This is a genomic window from Nocardioides jiangxiensis (assembly GCF_030580915.1).
Taxonomy (GTDB): domain Bacteria; phylum Actinomycetota; class Actinomycetes; order Propionibacteriales; family Nocardioidaceae; genus Nocardioides; species Nocardioides jiangxiensis.
In genome coordinates this window covers 1,134,105-1,151,590 of sequence record NZ_JAUQTA010000001.1, presented here as the reverse complement: position 1 = coordinate 1,151,590, position 17,486 = coordinate 1,134,105, and the positions used below count along the sequence as shown (strand labels likewise).

Annotated in this window: 18 protein-coding genes; 10 read left to right on the top strand and 8 right to left on the bottom strand. The window is 71.7% G+C overall.

Features of this window, described 5'->3' with window-relative positions; translation table 11 throughout:
* The first annotated feature begins 23 nt into the window (after positions 1 to 23).
* The 3 genes from Q5722_RS05645 to Q5722_RS05635 are packed head-to-tail and all read left to right on the top strand — an operon-like array spanning position 24 to position 1,723.
* On the top strand, positions 24 to 491 hold the full coding sequence (locus Q5722_RS05645) for a DUF4395 domain-containing protein (protein ID WP_305027233.1): 468 nt from the start codon (positions 24 to 26) through the stop codon (positions 489 to 491).
* 41 nt (positions 492 to 532) lie between these two features.
* Entirely contained in the window at positions 533 to 1,381 is an 849-nt protein-coding gene (locus Q5722_RS05640; protein WP_305027232.1) for a sulfurtransferase, read from the top strand.
* 45 nt (positions 1,382 to 1,426) lie between these two features.
* The gene (locus Q5722_RS05635) at positions 1,427 to 1,723 is read left to right on the top strand and encodes a DUF1416 domain-containing protein (protein ID WP_305027231.1); all 297 of its coding nucleotides are present in this window, start codon (positions 1,427 to 1,429) and stop codon (positions 1,721 to 1,723) included.
* A gap of 74 nt (positions 1,724 to 1,797) precedes the next feature.
* On the opposite strand, the gene Q5722_RS05630 is transcribed toward Q5722_RS05635, so the two are convergent.
* The 3 genes from Q5722_RS05630 to Q5722_RS05620 are packed head-to-tail and all read right to left on the bottom strand — an operon-like array spanning position 1,798 to position 5,754.
* Positions 1,798 to 3,015 (bottom strand): glycosyltransferase family 61 protein, encoded by a 1,218-nt coding sequence (locus Q5722_RS05630; protein WP_305027230.1) that lies wholly within the window; start codon positions 3,013 to 3,015, stop codon positions 1,798 to 1,800.
* Between the two features lie 4 nt (positions 3,016 to 3,019).
* The gene (locus Q5722_RS05625) at positions 3,020 to 4,342 is read right to left on the bottom strand and encodes an O-antigen ligase family protein (protein ID WP_305027229.1); all 1,323 of its coding nucleotides are present in this window, start codon (positions 4,340 to 4,342) and stop codon (positions 3,020 to 3,022) included.
* 11 nt (positions 4,343 to 4,353) lie between these two features.
* A complete protein-coding gene (locus tag Q5722_RS05620) occupies positions 4,354 to 5,754 on the bottom strand; it encodes a tyrosine-protein kinase domain-containing protein (protein ID WP_305027228.1) in 1,401 nt (466 codons plus the stop codon).
* Between the two features lie 187 nt (positions 5,755 to 5,941).
* Here Q5722_RS05620 and Q5722_RS05615 point away from each other — a divergent pair, with 187 nt between their 5' ends.
* Complete coding sequence (locus Q5722_RS05615) at positions 5,942 to 7,414, top strand: sugar transferase (protein WP_305027227.1); 1,473 nt, start codon at positions 5,942 to 5,944, stop codon at positions 7,412 to 7,414.
* A 45-nt stretch (positions 7,415 to 7,459) separates the two neighbouring features.
* Here Q5722_RS05615 and Q5722_RS05610 read toward each other — a convergent pair whose 3' ends face one another.
* Positions 7,460 to 7,819, bottom strand: a complete 360-nt coding sequence (locus Q5722_RS05610; protein ID WP_305027226.1) for a DsrE family protein — start codon at positions 7,817 to 7,819, stop codon at positions 7,460 to 7,462.
* Between the two features lie 98 nt (positions 7,820 to 7,917).
* Here Q5722_RS05610 and Q5722_RS05605 point away from each other — a divergent pair, with 98 nt between their 5' ends.
* From Q5722_RS05605 to Q5722_RS05580, 6 genes are all read left to right on the top strand, one after another.
* Positions 7,918 to 8,433 (top strand): heme-binding beta-barrel domain-containing protein, encoded by a 516-nt coding sequence (locus Q5722_RS05605; protein WP_305027225.1) that lies wholly within the window; start codon positions 7,918 to 7,920, stop codon positions 8,431 to 8,433.
* Positions 8,433 to 8,837, top strand: coding sequence for a Fur family transcriptional regulator (locus Q5722_RS05600; RefSeq protein ID WP_305027224.1), 405 nt, complete (start codon positions 8,433 to 8,435; stop codon positions 8,835 to 8,837). The genes Q5722_RS05605 and Q5722_RS05600 overlap by 1 nt, the downstream gene beginning before the upstream one ends.
* Positions 8,838 to 9,005: 168 nt before the next feature.
* The gene (locus Q5722_RS05595) at positions 9,006 to 9,635 is read left to right on the top strand and encodes a hypothetical protein (RefSeq protein ID WP_305027222.1); all 630 of its coding nucleotides are present in this window, start codon (positions 9,006 to 9,008) and stop codon (positions 9,633 to 9,635) included.
* A gap of 15 nt (positions 9,636 to 9,650) precedes the next feature.
* Positions 9,651 to 10,637, top strand: a complete 987-nt coding sequence (gene ygfZ, locus Q5722_RS05590; protein ID WP_305027221.1) for a CAF17-like 4Fe-4S cluster assembly/insertion protein YgfZ — start codon at positions 9,651 to 9,653, stop codon at positions 10,635 to 10,637.
* 134 nt (positions 10,638 to 10,771) lie between these two features.
* On the top strand, positions 10,772 to 11,197 hold the full coding sequence (locus Q5722_RS05585; protein WP_305027220.1) for a phosphomannose isomerase type II C-terminal cupin domain: 426 nt from the start codon (positions 10,772 to 10,774) through the stop codon (positions 11,195 to 11,197).
* A gap of 103 nt (positions 11,198 to 11,300) precedes the next feature.
* Complete coding sequence (locus Q5722_RS05580) at positions 11,301 to 12,461, top strand: acyltransferase family protein (protein ID WP_305027219.1); 1,161 nt, start codon at positions 11,301 to 11,303, stop codon at positions 12,459 to 12,461.
* Between the two features lie 34 nt (positions 12,462 to 12,495).
* Here Q5722_RS05580 and Q5722_RS05575 read toward each other — a convergent pair whose 3' ends face one another.
* The 4 genes from Q5722_RS05575 to Q5722_RS05560 are packed head-to-tail and all read right to left on the bottom strand — an operon-like array spanning position 12,496 to position 17,357.
* Positions 12,496 to 13,185, bottom strand: a complete 690-nt coding sequence (locus Q5722_RS05575) for a hypothetical protein (protein ID WP_305027218.1) — start codon at positions 13,183 to 13,185, stop codon at positions 12,496 to 12,498.
* 4 nt (positions 13,186 to 13,189) lie between these two features.
* Positions 13,190 to 14,959, bottom strand: a complete 1,770-nt coding sequence (locus Q5722_RS05570; RefSeq protein WP_305027217.1) for a serine/threonine-protein kinase — start codon at positions 14,957 to 14,959, stop codon at positions 13,190 to 13,192.
* Positions 14,956 to 16,566 (bottom strand): FHA domain-containing protein, encoded by a 1,611-nt coding sequence (locus Q5722_RS05565; RefSeq protein WP_305027216.1) that lies wholly within the window; start codon positions 16,564 to 16,566, stop codon positions 14,956 to 14,958. The genes Q5722_RS05570 and Q5722_RS05565 overlap by 4 nt, the downstream gene beginning before the upstream one ends.
* A complete protein-coding gene (locus Q5722_RS05560; protein ID WP_305027215.1) occupies positions 16,563 to 17,357 on the bottom strand; it encodes a PP2C family protein-serine/threonine phosphatase in 795 nt (264 codons plus the stop codon). The genes Q5722_RS05565 and Q5722_RS05560 overlap by 4 nt, the downstream gene beginning before the upstream one ends.
* Positions 17,358 to 17,486: the final 129 nt, after the last annotated feature.

The following is a 17,486-nucleotide window of genomic DNA, read 5'->3' as shown; positions in this document are numbered from 1 at the left end:
CTCCGGGGCACAGGAGCAAGAACATGAGCACCGCCACCACTGTCGCGCAGCGCGCGCAGGTCGACCCGCGCGGCCCGCAGTTCGCGGCAGCCGTCACCGTCGTCATCCTGGCCGGCGCGCTGCTGCTGTCGCCCTCGCCGTACGGCATCGCGCTGCTGGCGCTCCAGACCGTCCTCTTCGGCATCGGTGCCCTCCTCGGCGTCAGCCGTACGCCGCACGCCTGGGCGTTCCGCCGCTTCATCCGGCCGCGGCTGGCCCCGCCCGCCCATCTCGAGGACGCGGCCCCGCCGCGCTTCGCCCAGCAGGTCGGCCTGACCTTCGCGCTCATCGCCCTGGTCTTCTGGCCGCTCGGCTTCGACGCAGTCGGTGCGATCGCCGTCGGGTTCGCGCTGGCCGCAGCGCTGCTCAACGCGCTGTTCGGCTTCTGCCTGGGATGTGAGGTCTACCTGCTGTTCAAGCGCCTGACCTACCGGCCCGCCCCCACCAACTGACACCCTTCACCCCAATCCCCGTAGTAGAGAAGAGAGAGAACATGGCTCGCGAAGACGTGCTGGTCACCGCCCAGTGGGTCGAGGACAACCTCGACAACCCGCAGGTCGTCCTGATCGAGGTCGACGAGGACACCTCGGCGTACGACCGCTCCCACATCCGTGGTGCGATCAAGCTCGACTGGACTACCGACCTCCAGGACCAGGTCCGTCGCGACTTCGTCAACAAGGAGCAGTTCGAGGCGCTCCTGTCCGACAAGGGCGTCGCCAACGACTCGACCGTCGTCCTCTACGGCGGCAACAACAACTGGTTCGCGGCCTACGCCTACTGGTACTTCAAGCTCTACGGCCACCAGGACGTCAAGCTCCTCGACGGCGGCCGCAAGAAGTGGGAGCTCGACGCCCGCGAGCTGACCGACGAGCCGGTCAAGCGTGAGGCCACGACCTACACCGCGCAGGACCAGGACCTCTCGATCCGCGCCTTCCGTGACGACGTCGTCGCCGCCATCGGCGTGCAGAACCTGGTCGACGTCCGGTCGCCCGACGAGTTCGCCGGTCGCCTCCTCGCCCCGGCCCACCTCCCGCAGGAGCAGGCCCAGCGCGCCGGCCACGTCCCGACCGCCGCGTCGGTCCCGTGGTCCAAGGCTGCCAACGACGACGGCACCTTCCGCTCCAACGAGGAGCTCAAGGCCATCTACGAGGAGGCCGGCGTCGACTTCTCGAAGGACACCATCGCCTACTGCCGCATCGGTGAGCGCTCGTCGCACACCTGGTTCGCCCTGCAGGAGCTCCTCGGTGCCCCGAACGTGAAGAACTACGACGGCTCCTGGACCGAGTACGGTTCGCTCGTCGGCGTTCCGATCGCTCTGGGTGACGAGCCGGGCGAGGCCTGAGCCTCACCGCTCGCGCCTTCTCGAGACTTCTAGGAGACAAGCAACATGTGTGGAGCTACTGAGGGTGGCCTGCCGCTCGACGGCATCAACACCAAGATCGAGGCCATCATCCAGGGCCAGGTGACCAAGGACGGCTCGCCCGTCGGCGTCGCCTACGTGCGCCTGCTCGACAAGTCGGGCGAGTTCACGGCCGAGGTCCCGGTGTCCGCGACCGGCCACTTCCGCTTCTTCGCCGGTGACGGCGAGTGGACCCTGCGCACGCTCGCGCCGGGTGCGGAGACCGTCGACCGCAAGGTCATCGCGGCGGTCGGCTCGATCGCCGAGGTCGAGATCGCTCTCTGACCTGACAGCAGCCACGAAGGCCCGTCACCCGCAGGGGTGACGGGCCTTCGTCGTCGGGACGCGCAGCCGGGGACTCAGTGCAGGCCGAGGTCCTCGAGTGCGATCCGGAGGTCGTCGAGGTCGACGGTGATGTCCTCCATGACCCGGTCCATCGGTGCACCCGCGGGACGGGTGTCATACGGGCGGCCGAGCAGGTAGCGGTAGGTCACGTCCGGCAGCTGCGAGGTGATCGCCCAGTACACCGTCTCGACGTAACGCGGCGCGAAGAACTCCAGCACCTTCGCGCCGGGGCTGGCGAAGACCAGGTTGGTCAGGGCCGCACCGTGGGGGGCCACGATGGCCTCGGCGGTGGCGAACTGGTCGTGCTGCTCCCGGACGGACACGGCACCCGGATCGAAGACCTCGAAGCCGAGCGGCTTGAGCACCGCCAGCACCTCGTCCTCGTTGTTCACGCGACGGGTGTTCCGGCCCGCTCCGCGCGAGACGTAGATGCGCTTCGGCAGGTCGGTGCGCCGGGTGGCCGGCAGGTGGGTACGCAGCCAGTCGATGGTGTCCGGGGGAGCGGTGTTGCCGTAGTTGGGCTGCGAGGGCACCAGCAGGCGCCTGGCCCGGTAGCACGCGTGCTTGGTCGGCTCCAGCGCCGGGACGTCGCCGAGCCCGATCATCTCGAGGAGCTCCCGGGAGAACCGGGTGTTGCGGTTGGCGTAGAGGACGTCGGGCACGACCCCGGGCATCGCGTCCTGGAGGATGCCCCAGCGCGGGATCATGTCGAAGAGCGCGTGGTAGTAGTTGCCGTAGGTGCCGCGCGTGCCGAGCGACGCCACGGTGCCGTCGACGTACTCCGCCTCGGGGAGGCGCGGGCGAAGGTAGAGCGGGTGCTCCTTCCAGCCCTTGATGCCGAAGTAGTCACTGGTCTCGTAGTCGAGGATGCCGCCGGGCGTGATGTGGGCGGCGTAGGTCCCCACGACGGTGCCGTCGGCGATGTCGAGGACGAACCGGGCCGGCACGTCCGAGGTGCGACGGGCACGGAAGACGGGGTGGTCCGCCGGCCACCCGACCGCGACGCCCCGGTCGACGTGCTGTGCCGGGCCGGCCGGGTGGTAGGTCACGGCGTCCGGCTCGAGGCGCGCGGTCAGCAGCGAGGACTCGGTGCCGGTGGCGGGCAGGCGCCGCGGACCGGGCGAGGCGGCGGCCAGGCGTCGGGTCGCGCGCCCGGTGGAGCGGGTCGCGGCGCGGTGCGCACGCTTCACCAGCGGGAAGGCAGGCTCGAGCGCTGCGGGCAGGCGGGGCACGGTCTCAGACCTCCAGGCGGAGAGTACGACGCGGCGGCTGCGCGTCGGAGGCGTCCGATGCATCCGGGGCCGGCGACGGCTCGTCGTCGGACCCGTGGGAACCGGGGAGCGCGGCGAGCAGCGCGAGGCTCATCGGCGCCCAGGTCATCCGCTCCCACAGGCTGGGCTCGGTCATGCCGATGGCCAGGTAGGCGAGGCTGATGTAGCCCAGGCGGTGGAGCGGGTGGCTCGTGGTCAGGACGGACACGAACGGGAAGACCATGACCAGCCAGGCGCCGAGGCCCAGCGCTCCGATCGCGATCGCGACCTGGAGGTAGATGTTGTGCGTCTCGAGCAGCTGGTCGTAGCCGCTGCCGATGATGGGATGCCCCAGGAAGCGGTCCCAGCCCTGGTGCAGGGCGTTGGTGCGGACGTCGTCGGAGTAGCCGACGGACTTGTCCTCGCCGCCGAAGACACGCGACACGAGCGGGTTGTCGGGGAAGTTGCTGACCAGCCAGTTGAGGCCGGGCACCGCGAGGACGGCGGCCATGATCAGTCCCCAGATGGACAGGGCCGAGCGCTCGGCGAACGGGAAGAGCGCGATGATCAGGACGGCCGCGAGCAGGGCGCCCCGGCTGCCGCTCAGCGTGATCGAGTACAGCGCGACGAGGCCGCCGAGCACCACGAGCCAGCGGTACTCACGACGCACGGTGAAGTAGAGGTGGAAGCAGGCGGCGACCGAGAGCAGGCCGCACATGCCGAAGAAGTTCGGGTGCGTGGTGGTGCCCTGGTAGCGGTTGTTGAGCAGCGCGCCCTGGGCCAGGCCGTAGATCGTCGAGAAGACCTGGCCCACGACGTACGCCCCGAGCAGCCGGTTGACCCAGACCGTCGACGGACCCCAGAGCACGATCACCGCCGGCAGCAGGACCGAGGCGAAGATCAGCCGGATCCCGGGACTGATGCTGGCCGAGGGCGAGGCGGCGAGGGCGGAGGTGGCCAGGGTCGTCACGATGACGCCGAACGCGCCGACCGTGAACAGCAGGGGCAGGCGGATCCGGTTGGCCAGCAGTCGCGGCGCCATGAGGGCGAAGCCCAGGGCCATGACGACGTCCGAGAACGCGATGGGTGCCGCTGCCGAGGGTCGCCAGTTGTCCTGCGGCGCGAGGAAGTAGCCGAGCACCATCAGCCCGAGCCCGAGGCGGTCCGGCCCGAGGAGGACCAGCAGCCCCAGGCCGAGGCAGACGACGATCGCGACCTCGCCGTACAGCAGGTTGCCGAAGCTGAGGTACACCAGCCCGAGCGCGAAGATCGCTCCGGCGGCGTTGAGGACCAGACCGCGGGACTGCATCGGTGGCCGCGTCAGGCGCGGCGGGAACCGGAGGAGCGCTTGCCGGAGCCCTTGGCGGACGGCTCGGCCTCCTCGGCGTAGTAGTAGTAGTAGTTCATCTCGCCGAACCGCTTCGGCGCCATGTTGAGCACGACGCCGAAGGTGCGGGCGCCGACGGCCGCCAGGCGGTGGGCGGCACCCTCGAGCTGGTCGCGGGTGGTCTTGCCGTGGCGCGTGACGATGATGGCGCCGTCAGCGGCCGTGGCCAGCAGCGCCGCGTCGGCGACCGGCAGGAGCGGCGGGGCGTCGATGATGACGATGTCGTAGGCGTCGCGCAGACGGCCGAGCAGGTCGTGCGTGGCGTTGGCCTGCAGGATCTCCGACGGGTTCGGCGGGGTCGGGCCGGACGCGAGGACGTGTACGCCGGACTCCTTGTGTCGCTGGATGGAGTCCTCCAGCTTGGTCCGGCCGACGAGCACCGTGGTGAGGCCGATGGAGCCGTCCATGCCCATGAGCTGCGCGACGCGCGGACGACGGAGGTCGCCGTCGACGAGCAGGACGCGGCGACCGGCCTGGGCCAGGGCGAGCGCGAGGTTGGTCGAGGAGGTCGTCTTGCCCTCGCCGGAGACCGACGAGGTGATGACGATGGCGCGCGGCGGGTGGTCCAGGTCGAGGAACTGGAGGTTCGTGCGCAGCAGGCGGAACGCCTCGGCACGCGGCGAGAACGACGAGATGTCGAGCACGAGGGGGCTCTTCTCGACCGACGGGTCGTAGCCGATGGCCGCCATCAGCGGCACATCGGCAGCCTTCTCGACGTCCGTGGCCGACTTGACCGTCTGGTCGAGGAGCTCGCGGGCGATCGCGACGGCGATACCGGTCGTGAGGCCGATCAGCAGGGCGACGACGAGGTTCAGCGAGGTCTGCGGCGAGACCTTGACCGGGTTGAAGGTGGCCGGGTCGGTCACCGTCGGCTGGATCTGCGACACCTCGGAGGTCGAGGGGGTCTCGAGCTTGCGGAGGAACTCCACGAGCTGGTCCGCCTCGACCTGCGCGATCTTCTGCGCGTTCTTCGGGTCGGTGTCGGAGACCGTGATCCGGAGGATGGTGGTGTTGGGCTGCACCTCGGCGTGGATCCGGCCAGCCAGGTCGGTGGGCGACAGCTCGAGGTTGAGCTGGTCGATGACCTGGGCCAGCAGGACCCGGTGGGTGGCCAGCTGCGCATAGGTGTCCATGCGCTGCTGGGTGTAGGTGTTGCCGAGGGCCGTCTCCTGGACGTTGCTGCTGTCGGTCGTGATGAAGACCTGCGCCGTCGACTGGTAGATCTCCGTCGCGCGCAGCGACAGGGTGAGACTCCCGATGACCGCGACGAGCGTGATCGCGGCGATGGTCTTCCATCGACGTCGGAGAGTGCGGAGAAGTTCCTTGAAGTCCACGTTCACCCTTTGCTGAGGCGGATCGTTCCGAGACGGGTCGCAGTCTAGACGTGGGGCGGTCCACGTCGTGACGCCGCGCCCCGCCACGATGTCTTGAACACGGACATTCGCGATACACACGTGACCCCGGCGGCATAGGCTCGTTTTCGTTGTGACCGGGGGGTCTTCGTGAAGGGACTCGATCAGGGTGACCTATCTCGCCGAGCGACCGAGTGCGGTGGTGGCGCAGCGACAGGTGTCGCTCGTGCGCCAGCTGCGCCTGGTCATGCTGGCTGCCGCCGGCCTCGACGTCACCGTCCTGGCCGCAGCGGGCCTCCTCGCCCACACGTTCACCGGGCTCGTCGAGCCGTACCTGCCCGACGGGCCGGTCGCCGACATCCGTGACATCGTCGTGACGCCGTGGATCGCTCTCCTGTGGCTCGGCACGCTCTGCTTCCGGGGCGCCTACCGCCGACGGGTCCTCGGGGCGGGCTACGAGGAGTTCCAGCTCGTCGTCTCCAGCAGCTGCGTCGCGGCGGGGCTGCTGGGTGCGGTGGCCTTCCTGGGCGACCAGCACATGGACCGTGCGTTCGTGGTCCTCTACTTCGGCTGCGGGGTGCTCGGCCTCCTGGCCGGCCGCTACGCGGTGCGCAAGGTGGTGCACGGTGCCCGTCGGCGCGGCCACCTCCTGACCCGCGTGGTCGCCGTCTGCGAGCCCGGGGCGCTCGACGAGCTGATGACCCAGCTCGGGCGCACCCCCCAGCTCGGCTTCCAGGTCGTCGGCACCTGTGTGCCCGGCCTCGGCCGCGAGGCCGCCGACGTCAGCCTCCCCGTCCCGCTCTTCGGTGGTGTCGAGTCGATCGTCGAGGCGTGCGAGCTCACCGACGCCCACACCGTCCTCGTGGGCGGCGGCGGCACGTCGACGTCCCGCGCGCTGCGCCAGATCGGCTGGGAGCTCGAGGGCCGCAACGTCGACCTGGTCGTCGTCCCCTCGCTGATCGACGTCGCGGGTCCGCGCGTCCACATGCGGCACCTGGCCGGCCTGCCGCTGGTCCACATCGAGGAGCCCGGCGTACGTCGTGCCGGTGGCCTCGCCAAGCGGGCCTTCGACATCGTCGTGGCGTCGCTGATGCTGCTCCTGCTGTCGCCCCTGATGATCGCCATCGCTCTCGCGGTGAAGCTGGGCGACCGCGGCCCGGTCTTCTTCCGCCAGGAGCGGATGGGCCGCAACGGCACGACGTTCAAGATGACGAAGTTCCGCTCGATGGTGGTCGACGCCGACGAGAAGCTGGCGGAGCTCAGCGACTTCAACGACGTCGACGACGTGCTCTTCAAGATGCGCAACGACCCGCGCGTGACGAAGGTCGGCGGGCCGATCCGCAAGTGGTCCCTCGACGAGCTTCCGCAGCTCTTCGACGTCCTGCGCGGCGACATGTCGCTCGTCGGGCCGCGCCCGCCGCTGGCTCGCGAGGTGGAGCTCTATCCGCCCGAGATGCACCGCCGCATGCTGGTGCGCCCCGGCCTCACCGGCCTGTGGCAGATCTCCGGGCGCTCGGACCTCCCCTTCGAGGAGGCGGTCCGCATGGACCTCTACTACGTCGACAACTGGTCGATCGTCAGCGACGTCATCATCATGCTCAAGACCGCCCGCGCGGTCGTCATGAGCCGCGGCGCGTACTGACGGGAGCTGTCCGCCCGGCAGGCTCGCTCGCCGGGGGCGGGGTCGTCAGTAGACGAGTGCCTGGACGCCGTCGCCGAGGATCTCCTCGGTGAACACGGCGGCGCCGGCCACCCGGACGCCGGGGATCAGGTCGGCGGCGGTGATGCCGCGACGGTCGGCACACTGCGTGCACACCGTCACCTGACCGCCCGCGAGCACCGCGTCGCGCAGGTCGGCGAGGGGAGCGGCGAGCGGGAGCTCGAATGCCTCGGCGCGCCCCGCCACGCCGAACCATGCGGCCTCGCCGGTGAGCCAGAGGCCCACGTCGGCGCCGGCGGCGACGGCGGTAGCCGCGACCGTGAACGCCTGGTTGCAGCGTTCGGGGTCCTCCGGGCCGCAGGTGACCTTGATCCTCAGCGCTCGCATGCGCCAAGCGTAGGCGCGCCGGGTCGGATCGGAGCCACGGCCCGGGTCTGCGCCTGCCGGCCGCGGGTGCGGGTGGCCCGCGAACTACACTGCGCGCCATGGTGTTCGAGCTTCCTTCCGACCTGCACCCCGACATGGGCCCCGTGGCCTGGATGCTCGGCACGTGGCGCGGCAACGGCCACGGTGACTTCCCGACGATCGAGGGCTTCCAGTTCGGCCAGGAGCTGATCTTCACGCACGACGGGCGCCCGTTCTTCCACTACATGGCGCGCAGCTGGATCATCGACCCCGAGACGGGCGAGGAGGTGCGCAAGGCGGCCATCGAGACCGGCTTCCTGCGCTGCAAGCAGACCGGCATGGGTGTCGGGAAGGTCGAGCTCGTGCTGGCGCACAACACCGGCCTCGTGGAGATCTACGTCGGCAACGCCGAGGGCGGCAAGCTCGAGATCGTGACCGACGCGGTCGGTGCCACCGAGACCGCCAAGCCGGTCCAGGGCGGCAAGCGCCTCTACGGCAACGTCGAGGGTGACCTGCTCTACGCCTATGACATGGCCGCCATGGACCAGCCGCTCACCCCGCACCTGTGGGCGCGGTTGCAGCGCGCCAAGGGCTGATGGACCTCGGCGACCGGCTCAAGGGGGCCGGCAAGCGGCTCACCCCGCAGCGCCGCCTCGTCCTCGACGCCGTCGAGCGACTCGGGCACGCGACGCCGGACGAGGTCCTGGTCGCCGCCCGTGAGGCCCAGCCGTCGCTCAGCCTGTCGACCGTCTACCGCAACCTCGAGGTCCTCGAGGAGCTCGGGCTCGTGCGGCACGCGCACCTCAGCGACCGCGCCCCGACGTACCACTCCGTCGGAGACCACGAGCACTTCCACCTCGTGTGCCGCACCTGCGGGACGGTCATCTCGGTGGGGCCCGAGCTGCTCGGCCCGCTGCTCGACCGACTCGACACCGACCACGGGTTCGTGCCGGACGTCGGCCACCTGACGGTCTTCGGCACCTGCCGGGACTGCCGCTGAGCGGTCGCCCGGCGATCGCCGCGATCAGCGAGCCTGGTCCGGGATGTCCGATGTGCGCGGTCTCACAGCGCTTGTGCCTTGCACGGCACGTGTCGGAAAAGTTGGATAGCGGGCATCGCCAAGGTGTCCATCGGGGGACGCTTCCGTCCCACGTGAGTGAGTTCTGCCGTGCCGTTCCCTGTCGCCCTCCGGTCCCACCGCCTGATGGCCGACGAGCTCTACCCGGTCGTGAACCCGGCCGGCTCCGAGCTCCCGGTCGTGCTGCGCGACGAGGACGGCGCCGTGCGTGACCTCGAGGCCCGCTCGCTGGCGATCCGCACCCAGCGCGACGGGCACGTGCGCGACGGGATCGTCGTACGCCGCGGCGGTGTCGACGTCCTCGTCACGGATGCGCGCGTGGTCTTCACGGGCGGCCGACCGGCCGCCGACTGCATCCTGGCCGGCCACGTCCGCCTCGACTGGATCGTCGCCGTCGGCGCCTCTGCGGGGCACGGCTTCCTCCGCGGCGACGCGCTGCGCCTCGTCATCCAGCTCGATGACGGCGACTACACCGTGCTCACCCTGACCTTCGACACCGACGTCGACGTGCACGAGCTGGCCCAGGACATCGCCCGTCGCACGGCGCACCACTGGCTCGCGACCGCTGCCTCGAGCCCGCTGGTCGAGCGCTGGCGGACGATGGCCGCAGCCGCACGGCTGGCAGACGAGGCCGGTGACTTCGCCCTCCACTGGATGCCGGAGCACCTGCGCGTCGCGGCCCCGCTCGCGGCGGCCGACCAGCTCGTCGTTCCGGCCTGACCGTAGTCTTGTCGGGTGAGTGACATCCGGCGCAGCCCCCTCCTCGACCTCCCCGGCGCGGTCGCCGGCGACGGCATCGACGCGCCCGTCGCGGCGCACTACGGGTCCTTCAACGGCGAGCAGCGCCTGCTCGCCGGGGGCGAGGGGTTCGTCGACCTGTCGAACCGTGACGTCGTCCGGATCTCCGGACCCGAGCGGCTCTCGTGGCTGCACAACCTGACCACCCAGCACTTCACCGACCTGCCGGCCGGGCGCTGGGTCACGGCACTGATCCTCAGCCCGCAGGGGCACGTCGAGCACGCCTTCACCGGAGTCGACGACGGCGAGGCGTTCCTCGCGCACACCGAGCCGGGTGCCGGCGAGGCGCTGCGCGCCTTCCTCGGCCGCATGGTCTTCATGACCCGGGTCGAGGTCGCCGACGCCACCGACGAGCTCGCGGTCGCCTGGCGGGCCACGGGGGCCGGCGAGGGCAAGTACGAGTTCGTGCCGCGCGAGCGCCTCGCGTCGTACGCCGAGGCGGCCGGCCCTGCCGCGGGCCTGTGGGCCTTCGAGGCCCTCCGCATCGAGCGCGGCGAGCCGCGTCTCGGGCTCGACACCGACCACCGCACGATCCCCAACGAGGTCGGCTGGGTGCCGGCGTCCTCGGTGCCGGGTGAGCTCGGCGAGGCGGCGGTACACCTGGAGAAGGGCTGCTACCGCGGTCAGGAGACCGTGGCCCGCGTGCACACGCTCGGGAGGCCGCCGCGCCGCCTCGTGCTGCTCCACCTCGACGGCTCGGAGAACCGGCTCCCCGCGGTCGGCACGCCCCTGCTGCACGGCGAGAAGGAGGTCGGCGTCGTCGGCACCTCGGCCCGCCACCACGAGCTGGGGCCGATCGCGCTGGCCCTGGTCAAGCGCAACGTCCCGGTCGACGCGGTGCTGAGCGTCGACGGCATGCCGGCCGCCCAGGAGGTCGTCGTCGACCCGGAGATCGGCCTTCACGTCCGCCCGAACCTGCGCTGAGCCCCGTCCCTGTCTGAAATGTCCCGGTTATCGGCGCGGGGTAACGTGACAAGACCGCGAACGTTCGGCAGAGCCGCGACCAACGGTCACGTTCTGCGCGTACGCTTGGCGCGTTCAGAAGGACGGGGAAGACAGTGGAGGAAAACACCGCGATGGTGACCGACTACGCCGAGCGCCCGTGGGGTTCGTGGCACACGATCGACGAGGCCGCCGGCTACAAGGTGAAGCGAATCCACGTGAAGCCCGGCCAGCGGCTGAGCTACCAGACGCACAAGCACCGCTCCGAGCACTGGGTGGTCATCTTCGGCATCGCGACCTGCGTCGTCGACGGCAAGGACGTCATCGCCGGCCCGGGTGAGTCGATCGACGTCGCCCAGGGTGCCGCCCACCGCATCACCAACCAGCACGCCGAGGAGCTCGTGATCATCGAGGTCCAGCGCGGTGCCTACACGGGTGAGGACGACATCGTCCGGCTCGAGGACGACTACGGCCGTTGCGAGTGCGACGACGACCACGGCGACGGCACGGTCGCCGTCCAGGCTGCGTCTGCCTCCGCCTGACGGACGACCCGCGTTGACCTTCGTGAGCGGGCCCGGACCGGTTGCCGGTCCGGGCCCGCACCGCATTTCCCCCGACGCCGTCGGAGCCGGGCGCCTCGCCGGCATGGACGGCCTGCGGGGCCTCGGTGCCCTGGCGATCGTCATCGCCCACGTCTGGCTCAACCTCGGCACCGCGGCGCCGCTGGGTCCGCTGCCGTCGCTGATCCAGCGGGCACCGCTCTTCCTGGTCATGTTCTTCGTGCTGTCGGCGTTCCTGCTCTACCGCCCCTTCGTGGCGGCCGGCTTCGCCGGACAGCCCGCGCGCGTCGGTCGGTACGCCGCCAACCGGGTGCGGCGCATCGTGCCGGCGTACCTCCTGGTGCTGGGGGCGTCGGGATTCGTGCTGGGCGTCGCCACGGTCGCGCCGTTCCGCGTCGACGCTGGCATGCCTCCGACGCTCCCGGAGACCGGCTGGCTCTGGACCCACCCGGTCCTCACCGTCGTCAACGGCTCGCTGCTGCAGACCCTGCTGCCCGGCACCGTGATGACCGGCATCGGGCCGGCATGGACGCTGACGGTCGAGCTCTGCTTCTACCTGCTGCTGCCGGCGCTCGCCGGGCTGGCCTTCGCGCTGGGCACGCGCCGCCTCGGCGTACCCGCTCCGGTGGTGGCGTGGACCGGCCCGGTGCTGCTGGTCGCGACCGGCCTCGTGGCCAAGTGGGTGCACGTCCACCTCGTGCTGGCCGGCATGAACCCGGTCGAGGCGTTCTTCGCCGACTGGGGACCGACCTGGCAGGCCGTCTTCGCCCGTTCGGTGCTCGTGCAGGCGGACCTGCTCGGCATCGGCATGGGCTGTGCCGTGCTGTTCGTCCGCTGGCGAGGTACCTCGCGCACGGTGGCGCGGCTCGGCGCCATCGCCGCTCTCGTGCTCGGTGGGCTGGCCGTCGCTGCCCTGCTGCCCACCTGGTACGACACCGGCTGGGGACTCTTCTGGGCAGGCGTCGTCCTGCTCATCGCGACACGGCCGCCGGGTCGGGGCCTGGGCCGGGTCGCCGGCTTCTTCGCGGCGCCTCCCGTGCACTGGGCCGGCGAGATCTCCTACAGCGTCTACCTCTGGCACCTGCCGGTGATCCTGCTGTTCGGCCGCCTCGGCTGGACCGCGCCCCAGACGACGGTCGGTTTCCTGGCCAACGTCGCGTCAGTCGTCGCGGTCACCTACGTGCTCGCCGCCCTCACCTGGAGGTACGTCGAGCGGCCGGTGCTCCGCGGCCGCCGGGCTCGCTGAGCGGGAACTCTGACCGGTCAGCCTGAGGGTGACCTCAGGCGTCGATCGAGTCCAGCCAGACCAGGTCGTCCATGGTCACCAGCCGTGCCGCAAGGGCGTACTCGACCAGCCGCACGCGGCGGTTGCTCGCCGTGCGCTCGGTGCTGCCGACCAGACCACGGACGCCCATCTTCGCGAGCTTCTCGCAGACGTTGTCGAGCTTGCGGTTGAACTTCGTCGTCGTCCAGCCGAGCCGCTCCGCGGCGGTGCGGGAGTGCGGGATGGCGCCCGCGCCCCGGTTGCCCCGACGGAGGATGTCCTCGGCCAGGGCGAGGATCAGCAGGCGCTGGTCAGGGGTGAAGCTGACCCGGCCCATGGTCGTGGCGCCGTCGCCGGGCTGCTCCTCCACGGCGGTGGCGAACGGCGCCGCGTCCTGCGAGACGTCGAGCTCGTAGGTCGTCGGGCCGGCCGTGAACCACACGACGCAGTGCGGGAAGACCAGCGGCACGCGGGCGCCGGGGGAGAGCCACGTCTGCACCAGGCCGTGGCCGTCGGCGATCGTCGCCGTCAGTGCGTTGCCGACGTTGGCGAGCCACAGCAGTCCGTCGACGTAGGTGAACTCCAGGAAGCGTCGGTGCAGGTAGGGGTTGTCGTCGATCACGAGGTCGCCCTCGCGACCGACGCAGACCTGGGCGTCGGCGGTCACCTCGTGGATCTCGCCGCAGTAGTCGACCGTCGCCTTCACGCCGTCACCTCGCGCACTTTCGGCCGGCGTCGGTGGAACCGGACGTGCCCCGGCGGGCCTGCACCGCGATGCAGGTGACGCCGTCGGGGAGCGCGGTCACGGTCGCGGACGTCTTGTCCGTGCGCTTCCACTGGCGGGCGACCGCGCCGTTGCTCGAGACGACCTCGTACTGGAACCAGTCGCCCTTCTGCTCACGGTCCCAGGCGAAGGTGACCTTGTCGCCGGCGACCTTCACCACCCGGACCACGGGGATGGCCGGGTCCAGGTCCACGTTGACGTCGGCCGGGCCGCTCGCCCCGCCGCCCTGCGTGAGCGTGCCGGGCTTCGGCTCGTCCGCGTCACCGCCGCGGGAGAGGAAAGCGCCGATCGCGACGGACGCCGCGAGCAGCGCCACGGCTGCGCCGATCGCGAGCCAGCGGCCGGTTCCGGTGGCGCCCTCGGACCCGTCGCCGCGCGGCCGCTCGTCCGCACGCACCGGACGCGCGGCCGTCGGGGCAGCGGCAGGAGCTGCGGCTCGGGCCGGCCGGGCCATGGTCGGGGCGGCCCCGGATGCAGCTCCTGCGCCCACGCTGGCAGGTGGCGCGCCGGTGGGCCGCGTCGGCCGGGCGGTCGTCGGCGCCGCTCCCGACGCAGCCCGCGACGCCGCTCCCGGCGCCGTTCCCGGTGCCGTTCCCGGTGCGGCCCGGGTCGGTCGGGCGGTCGTCGGCGCGTCGCCCGTCGTGGCCCGCACGGGCCGGCGGGCCGTCGGTGCGCTGCCGCCCGACGGTGGTCCCTGAACGGGGGTGGACGGGGCCACCGGCACACGCAGGGTCGTCCGCTCGGCACCCTCGGGCGTCGTCTCGGGAAGCGTCTGCGTCGGGGTCTGTGAGAACGGCTCGCTGCCCGCGCCCCGGACCGCGTCGTGGGTGTGCTCGAGGACGACGATCTCGGTGCGGGCCAGCCGCAGCTCCTGCTCCACCCGCTGCAGGTGGCGGGCCAGGTCCATCGCACTGCGCGGACGGTGCTCCGGCTTCTTCGCCATCGCCTGCGCCAGCAGCCGCTCGAGGCTGCTCGGCACGTCGGCGCGGCCGGTCATCGGCGGCTTGGAGTGCACGATGCGGGTGAAGAGCGCCCGCTGCGAGTTGTCGTCGCCCGGGATGCTGAACGGCGACCGCCCGACCAGGAGGTTCCACAGCGTGGCGCCGAGGGAGTAGACGTCGGAGGCCTGCGAGCCGTTGGAGGCGCCGGTGAGGACCTCGGGAGGGGACCACGGCATCGAGACGCCGACGTTCTCGTCCTCGTCGGCGTCACCGGGGCGGCCGGCGATGCCGAAGTCGGTCAGGCCGGGCACGCCGTAGGAGCTGATCAGGACGTTCTGCGGCTTGATGTCGCGGTGGATGATCCCGGCCCGGTGCGCGGTCTCGATCGCGCTCGCCAGCTGGATGCCCATCTTCAGCGCGTCGGGCACCGACAGCGGCTGCGCCTTGACCCGTTCGGCCAGGTCGGGCCCGGGGTAGTAGCGCATCTCGAGGTAGGGCCGGCCGTCCGATGCCGTGCCGGCGCCGAGGACCGGGACGATGTAGGGGTGCTCGGCGAGCTCGCCCATCGTGTCCGCCTCGGCCACGAACTGGGCCCGCTGTGCGGCGTCCATGATGTCGGCCTTGAGTACCTTCACCGCGACCTGCATGCGCGGCCGCTGCCGCTCGTACAGGTAGACGTCGGAGAACCCGCCCGATCCCAGCTTGTGCTGGAACTCCAGGCCGGGGAGCTCGGGGCCCCGCTCGTCGGCGCTCACGGCCTCACCTCGTAGCGCAGCGTCACGATGTCGGCGATGCCGATCTCGGCGCCGTTCTCGAGCTGGTAGTCCTCGTGGGCCCGCAGCTGCTGCGGCGAGCCGCCGGGCAGGGTCAGCGTCGTGCCGTTGGCCGTGCCCAGGTCGCGCACGATGACGTGCCAGCCGTCGAGGGTGATCCGGGCGTGCTGGCGGCTGATCTCGCCGGACTCGCCGACGCGGAGCAGGTGGGGGCGTTCGGTTGACCCCTCCGGCTCGAACGGCGCACGGCCCAGGACCGCGTCCTTGTCGAGCACGAGGCGGTCACCGTTGGCCAGCACCAGCGCACCCAGCGCGGGCCGCGGGATCTGGCGGGGCTCCTGGCTGTCGCTCACCGGCGTGCCGCACAGCCGGCAGGTCGGCTCGTGCGCAGGCGTGGGGTGCCCGGCCGGGCAGTCGACCGCGAGCACGCTCGGTCCGACGATGCCAGCCGACCCGAGCTCCTTGAGCAGGTCGGCACGGTTGAGCGTCTGCTGCTCGCGTCCCTCGGCCGCCGGCTCCGGCTGCTTCGCGGCGGGAGCGGGCGGCGGGGCCGGCCGCGCCGGAGTCTCGAACGACGGCGCACGACGCTCCTCGGCCGGCGGAGGGGTCCAGTCGCCCCTGAGCCACGGGACACCGTCGATGAGTCCGTTGCTGGGAGCAGGAGCAGGAGCGGGAGCTGAGCCGGCGGCCGGCGTGGCCGCCTCCTCGGGCTCGTCCGCCTCATCCGTCTGGTCATCGGACGCGACCGGGTCGTCGGCCTTCCACACCGCCGTCAGCGAGGTCGCCGGCGCGGACACCTCCTCGTCGACCGCGGTGGTTGCAGGTGCGTCGGGTTCCGCGGGCTCCTCGGCCAGCTGGGCCAGGAGCGCATCACGGTCGGAGGTGTCCGAGGTCAGCAGTGCATGGAACGTCTGCGCCCGCGCCGCCAGTGGGTCGGGGTCGTCGGCCGCGTCGCCGGTCGGCTCGTCGAGCTCGTCGGCCACGTCGTCGGGCACGTCCTCGGCCGGCGCGGTGACCGGCTCACGCTGCGGGGCACCGGGAGTGGTCGCCCGGGGAGGGGTCGCCGCTGCGACCTCGCCCTGTGAGCGCTCCTCATCGACGGTCGGGGATGCGATCGGGGCGGCCTCGTCCGGCGCGAGCGCGGCATCCGCAGAGGCCACCGCCACCGTGACCGCGCCCGCAGGCGTGACACCGACGTGAAGCGGCAGCTGGACCGTGGTGCCGACCCCCGCGTCCGCCCGCAGCACGAACGACGTGGCGCCCTCGAGGGTCACGTCGGCCCAGGTCCCACCGGGGGTCGCGGTCAGCGTGACGGGCGTGCCGTCCACGACCGCCTCGACCACCGCGGGGTGGCGGACCACGACCCGGGCGGTCGCGGCGTCACCGGTGACGACCGCGAAGGCCGGCATCGCGCCGAAGCCTTCGTCGAGCAGCAGCCCGAGCACACCGTCGACGGCGGTCGCGGACGACGGCCGGACGGCGTCCCAGAGCTGGGGGAGGCGCGGGTCGTCGATCCGGATGCCGACGAGCATCCGGGCACTCTCGCCGCAGATCGCCACGGCCTCGCCGGGCGTGAACGTGGTGGTCATCGCTCGTCCTCCAGGAAGCGGGCGCGTGGGCCGGTCGTCGCCAGTGCGGCGTCGTCGGCGAGGTCGGTGCCGGGCAGGCGCACGATGACTGCCGTGACGTTGTCGCGGCCGCCGGCCTCGACCGCCGCTGCGACCAGCCGTGCCGCTCCCGACTCGGGGGAGGCGGAGTCGCGGCCGATCTGCAGGATCGTGGCGTCGTCGAGCTCGTTGGTGAGGCCGTCCGAGCACAGCAGGAACGTGTCGCCCGCGGCCGGGGGGAAGATCCAGACGTCGACCTCGGGCGCGGGGTCGGAGCCCAGGGACCGGGTCACGATGTTGCGGAGCGGGTGGATGCGCGCCTGCTCATCGGTCAGCCGGCCGGCGTCCACGAGCTCCTGGACCTCGGAGTGGTCGTGGGTGAGCAGCCGGATGCCGCCGTCGCCGAGGCGGTAGACCCGCGAGTCGCCGACGTTGAAGACCAGCCAGTGCGGAGAGCCGAAGTGGTCGATCAGGGCGATGCCGGTCAGCGTCGTCCCCATGCCGTCGTGCTCCGGGTTGGTCCGGGCGTCGGCGAGGAGGGCCGCGTTGGCGGCGACGACCGCACGGCGTACGTCGTCGGCGGAGAGGTCGCGGCGACCGGCGAGGGGACGGAACGCGTCGACGGTGAGTCGGCTCGCGACGTCGCCGCGCGCGTGCCCGCCCATGCCGTCGGCGACCACGGCCAGGTGCGTGGCGGCCAGGCAGGCGTCCTCGTTGAGGGCCCGGACCGCGCCGACGTGGGACGCCGCCCCCATCTCCAGCTGCACAGCCACCTGCTCTCCCGTGATGCACCGGCCGGTGCGGATCCCCGTCGTTCGTCCGTTCGGGACAGACAGGCTTCCGTGCTCACCCCACCGCCGTCTAGTCCAGTTGGACTATATGTGGGCCTGAGCCTTGCATGA

Excerpts from the sequence above, each read along its gene's own strand:
- Q5722_RS05640 (WP_305027232.1), top strand. The coding sequence starts at position 533 with ATGGCTCGCGAAGACGTGCTGGTCACCGCCCAGTGGGTCGAGGACAAC.
- Q5722_RS05625 (WP_305027229.1), bottom strand. The coding sequence starts at position 4,342 with ATGCAGTCCCGCGGTCTGGTCCTCAACGCCGCCGGAGCGATCTTCGCG.
- Q5722_RS05605 (WP_305027225.1), top strand. The coding sequence starts at position 7,918 with ATGGTGTTCGAGCTTCCTTCCGACCTGCACCCCGACATGGGCCCCGTG.
- Q5722_RS05600 (WP_305027224.1), top strand. The coding sequence starts at position 8,433 with ATGGACCTCGGCGACCGGCTCAAGGGGGCCGGCAAGCGGCTCACCCCG.
- Q5722_RS05610 (WP_305027226.1), bottom strand. The coding sequence starts at position 7,819 with ATGCGAGCGCTGAGGATCAAGGTCACCTGCGGCCCGGAGGACCCCGAA.
- Q5722_RS05635 (WP_305027231.1), top strand. The coding sequence starts at position 1,427 with ATGTGTGGAGCTACTGAGGGTGGCCTGCCGCTCGACGGCATCAACACC.
- Q5722_RS05565 (WP_305027216.1), bottom strand. The coding sequence starts at position 16,566 with ATGACCACCACGTTCACGCCCGGCGAGGCCGTGGCGATCTGCGGCGAG.
- Q5722_RS05580 (WP_305027219.1), top strand. The coding sequence starts at position 11,301 with ATGGACGGCCTGCGGGGCCTCGGTGCCCTGGCGATCGTCATCGCCCAC.
- Q5722_RS05645 (WP_305027233.1), top strand. The coding sequence starts at position 24 with ATGAGCACCGCCACCACTGTCGCGCAGCGCGCGCAGGTCGACCCGCGC.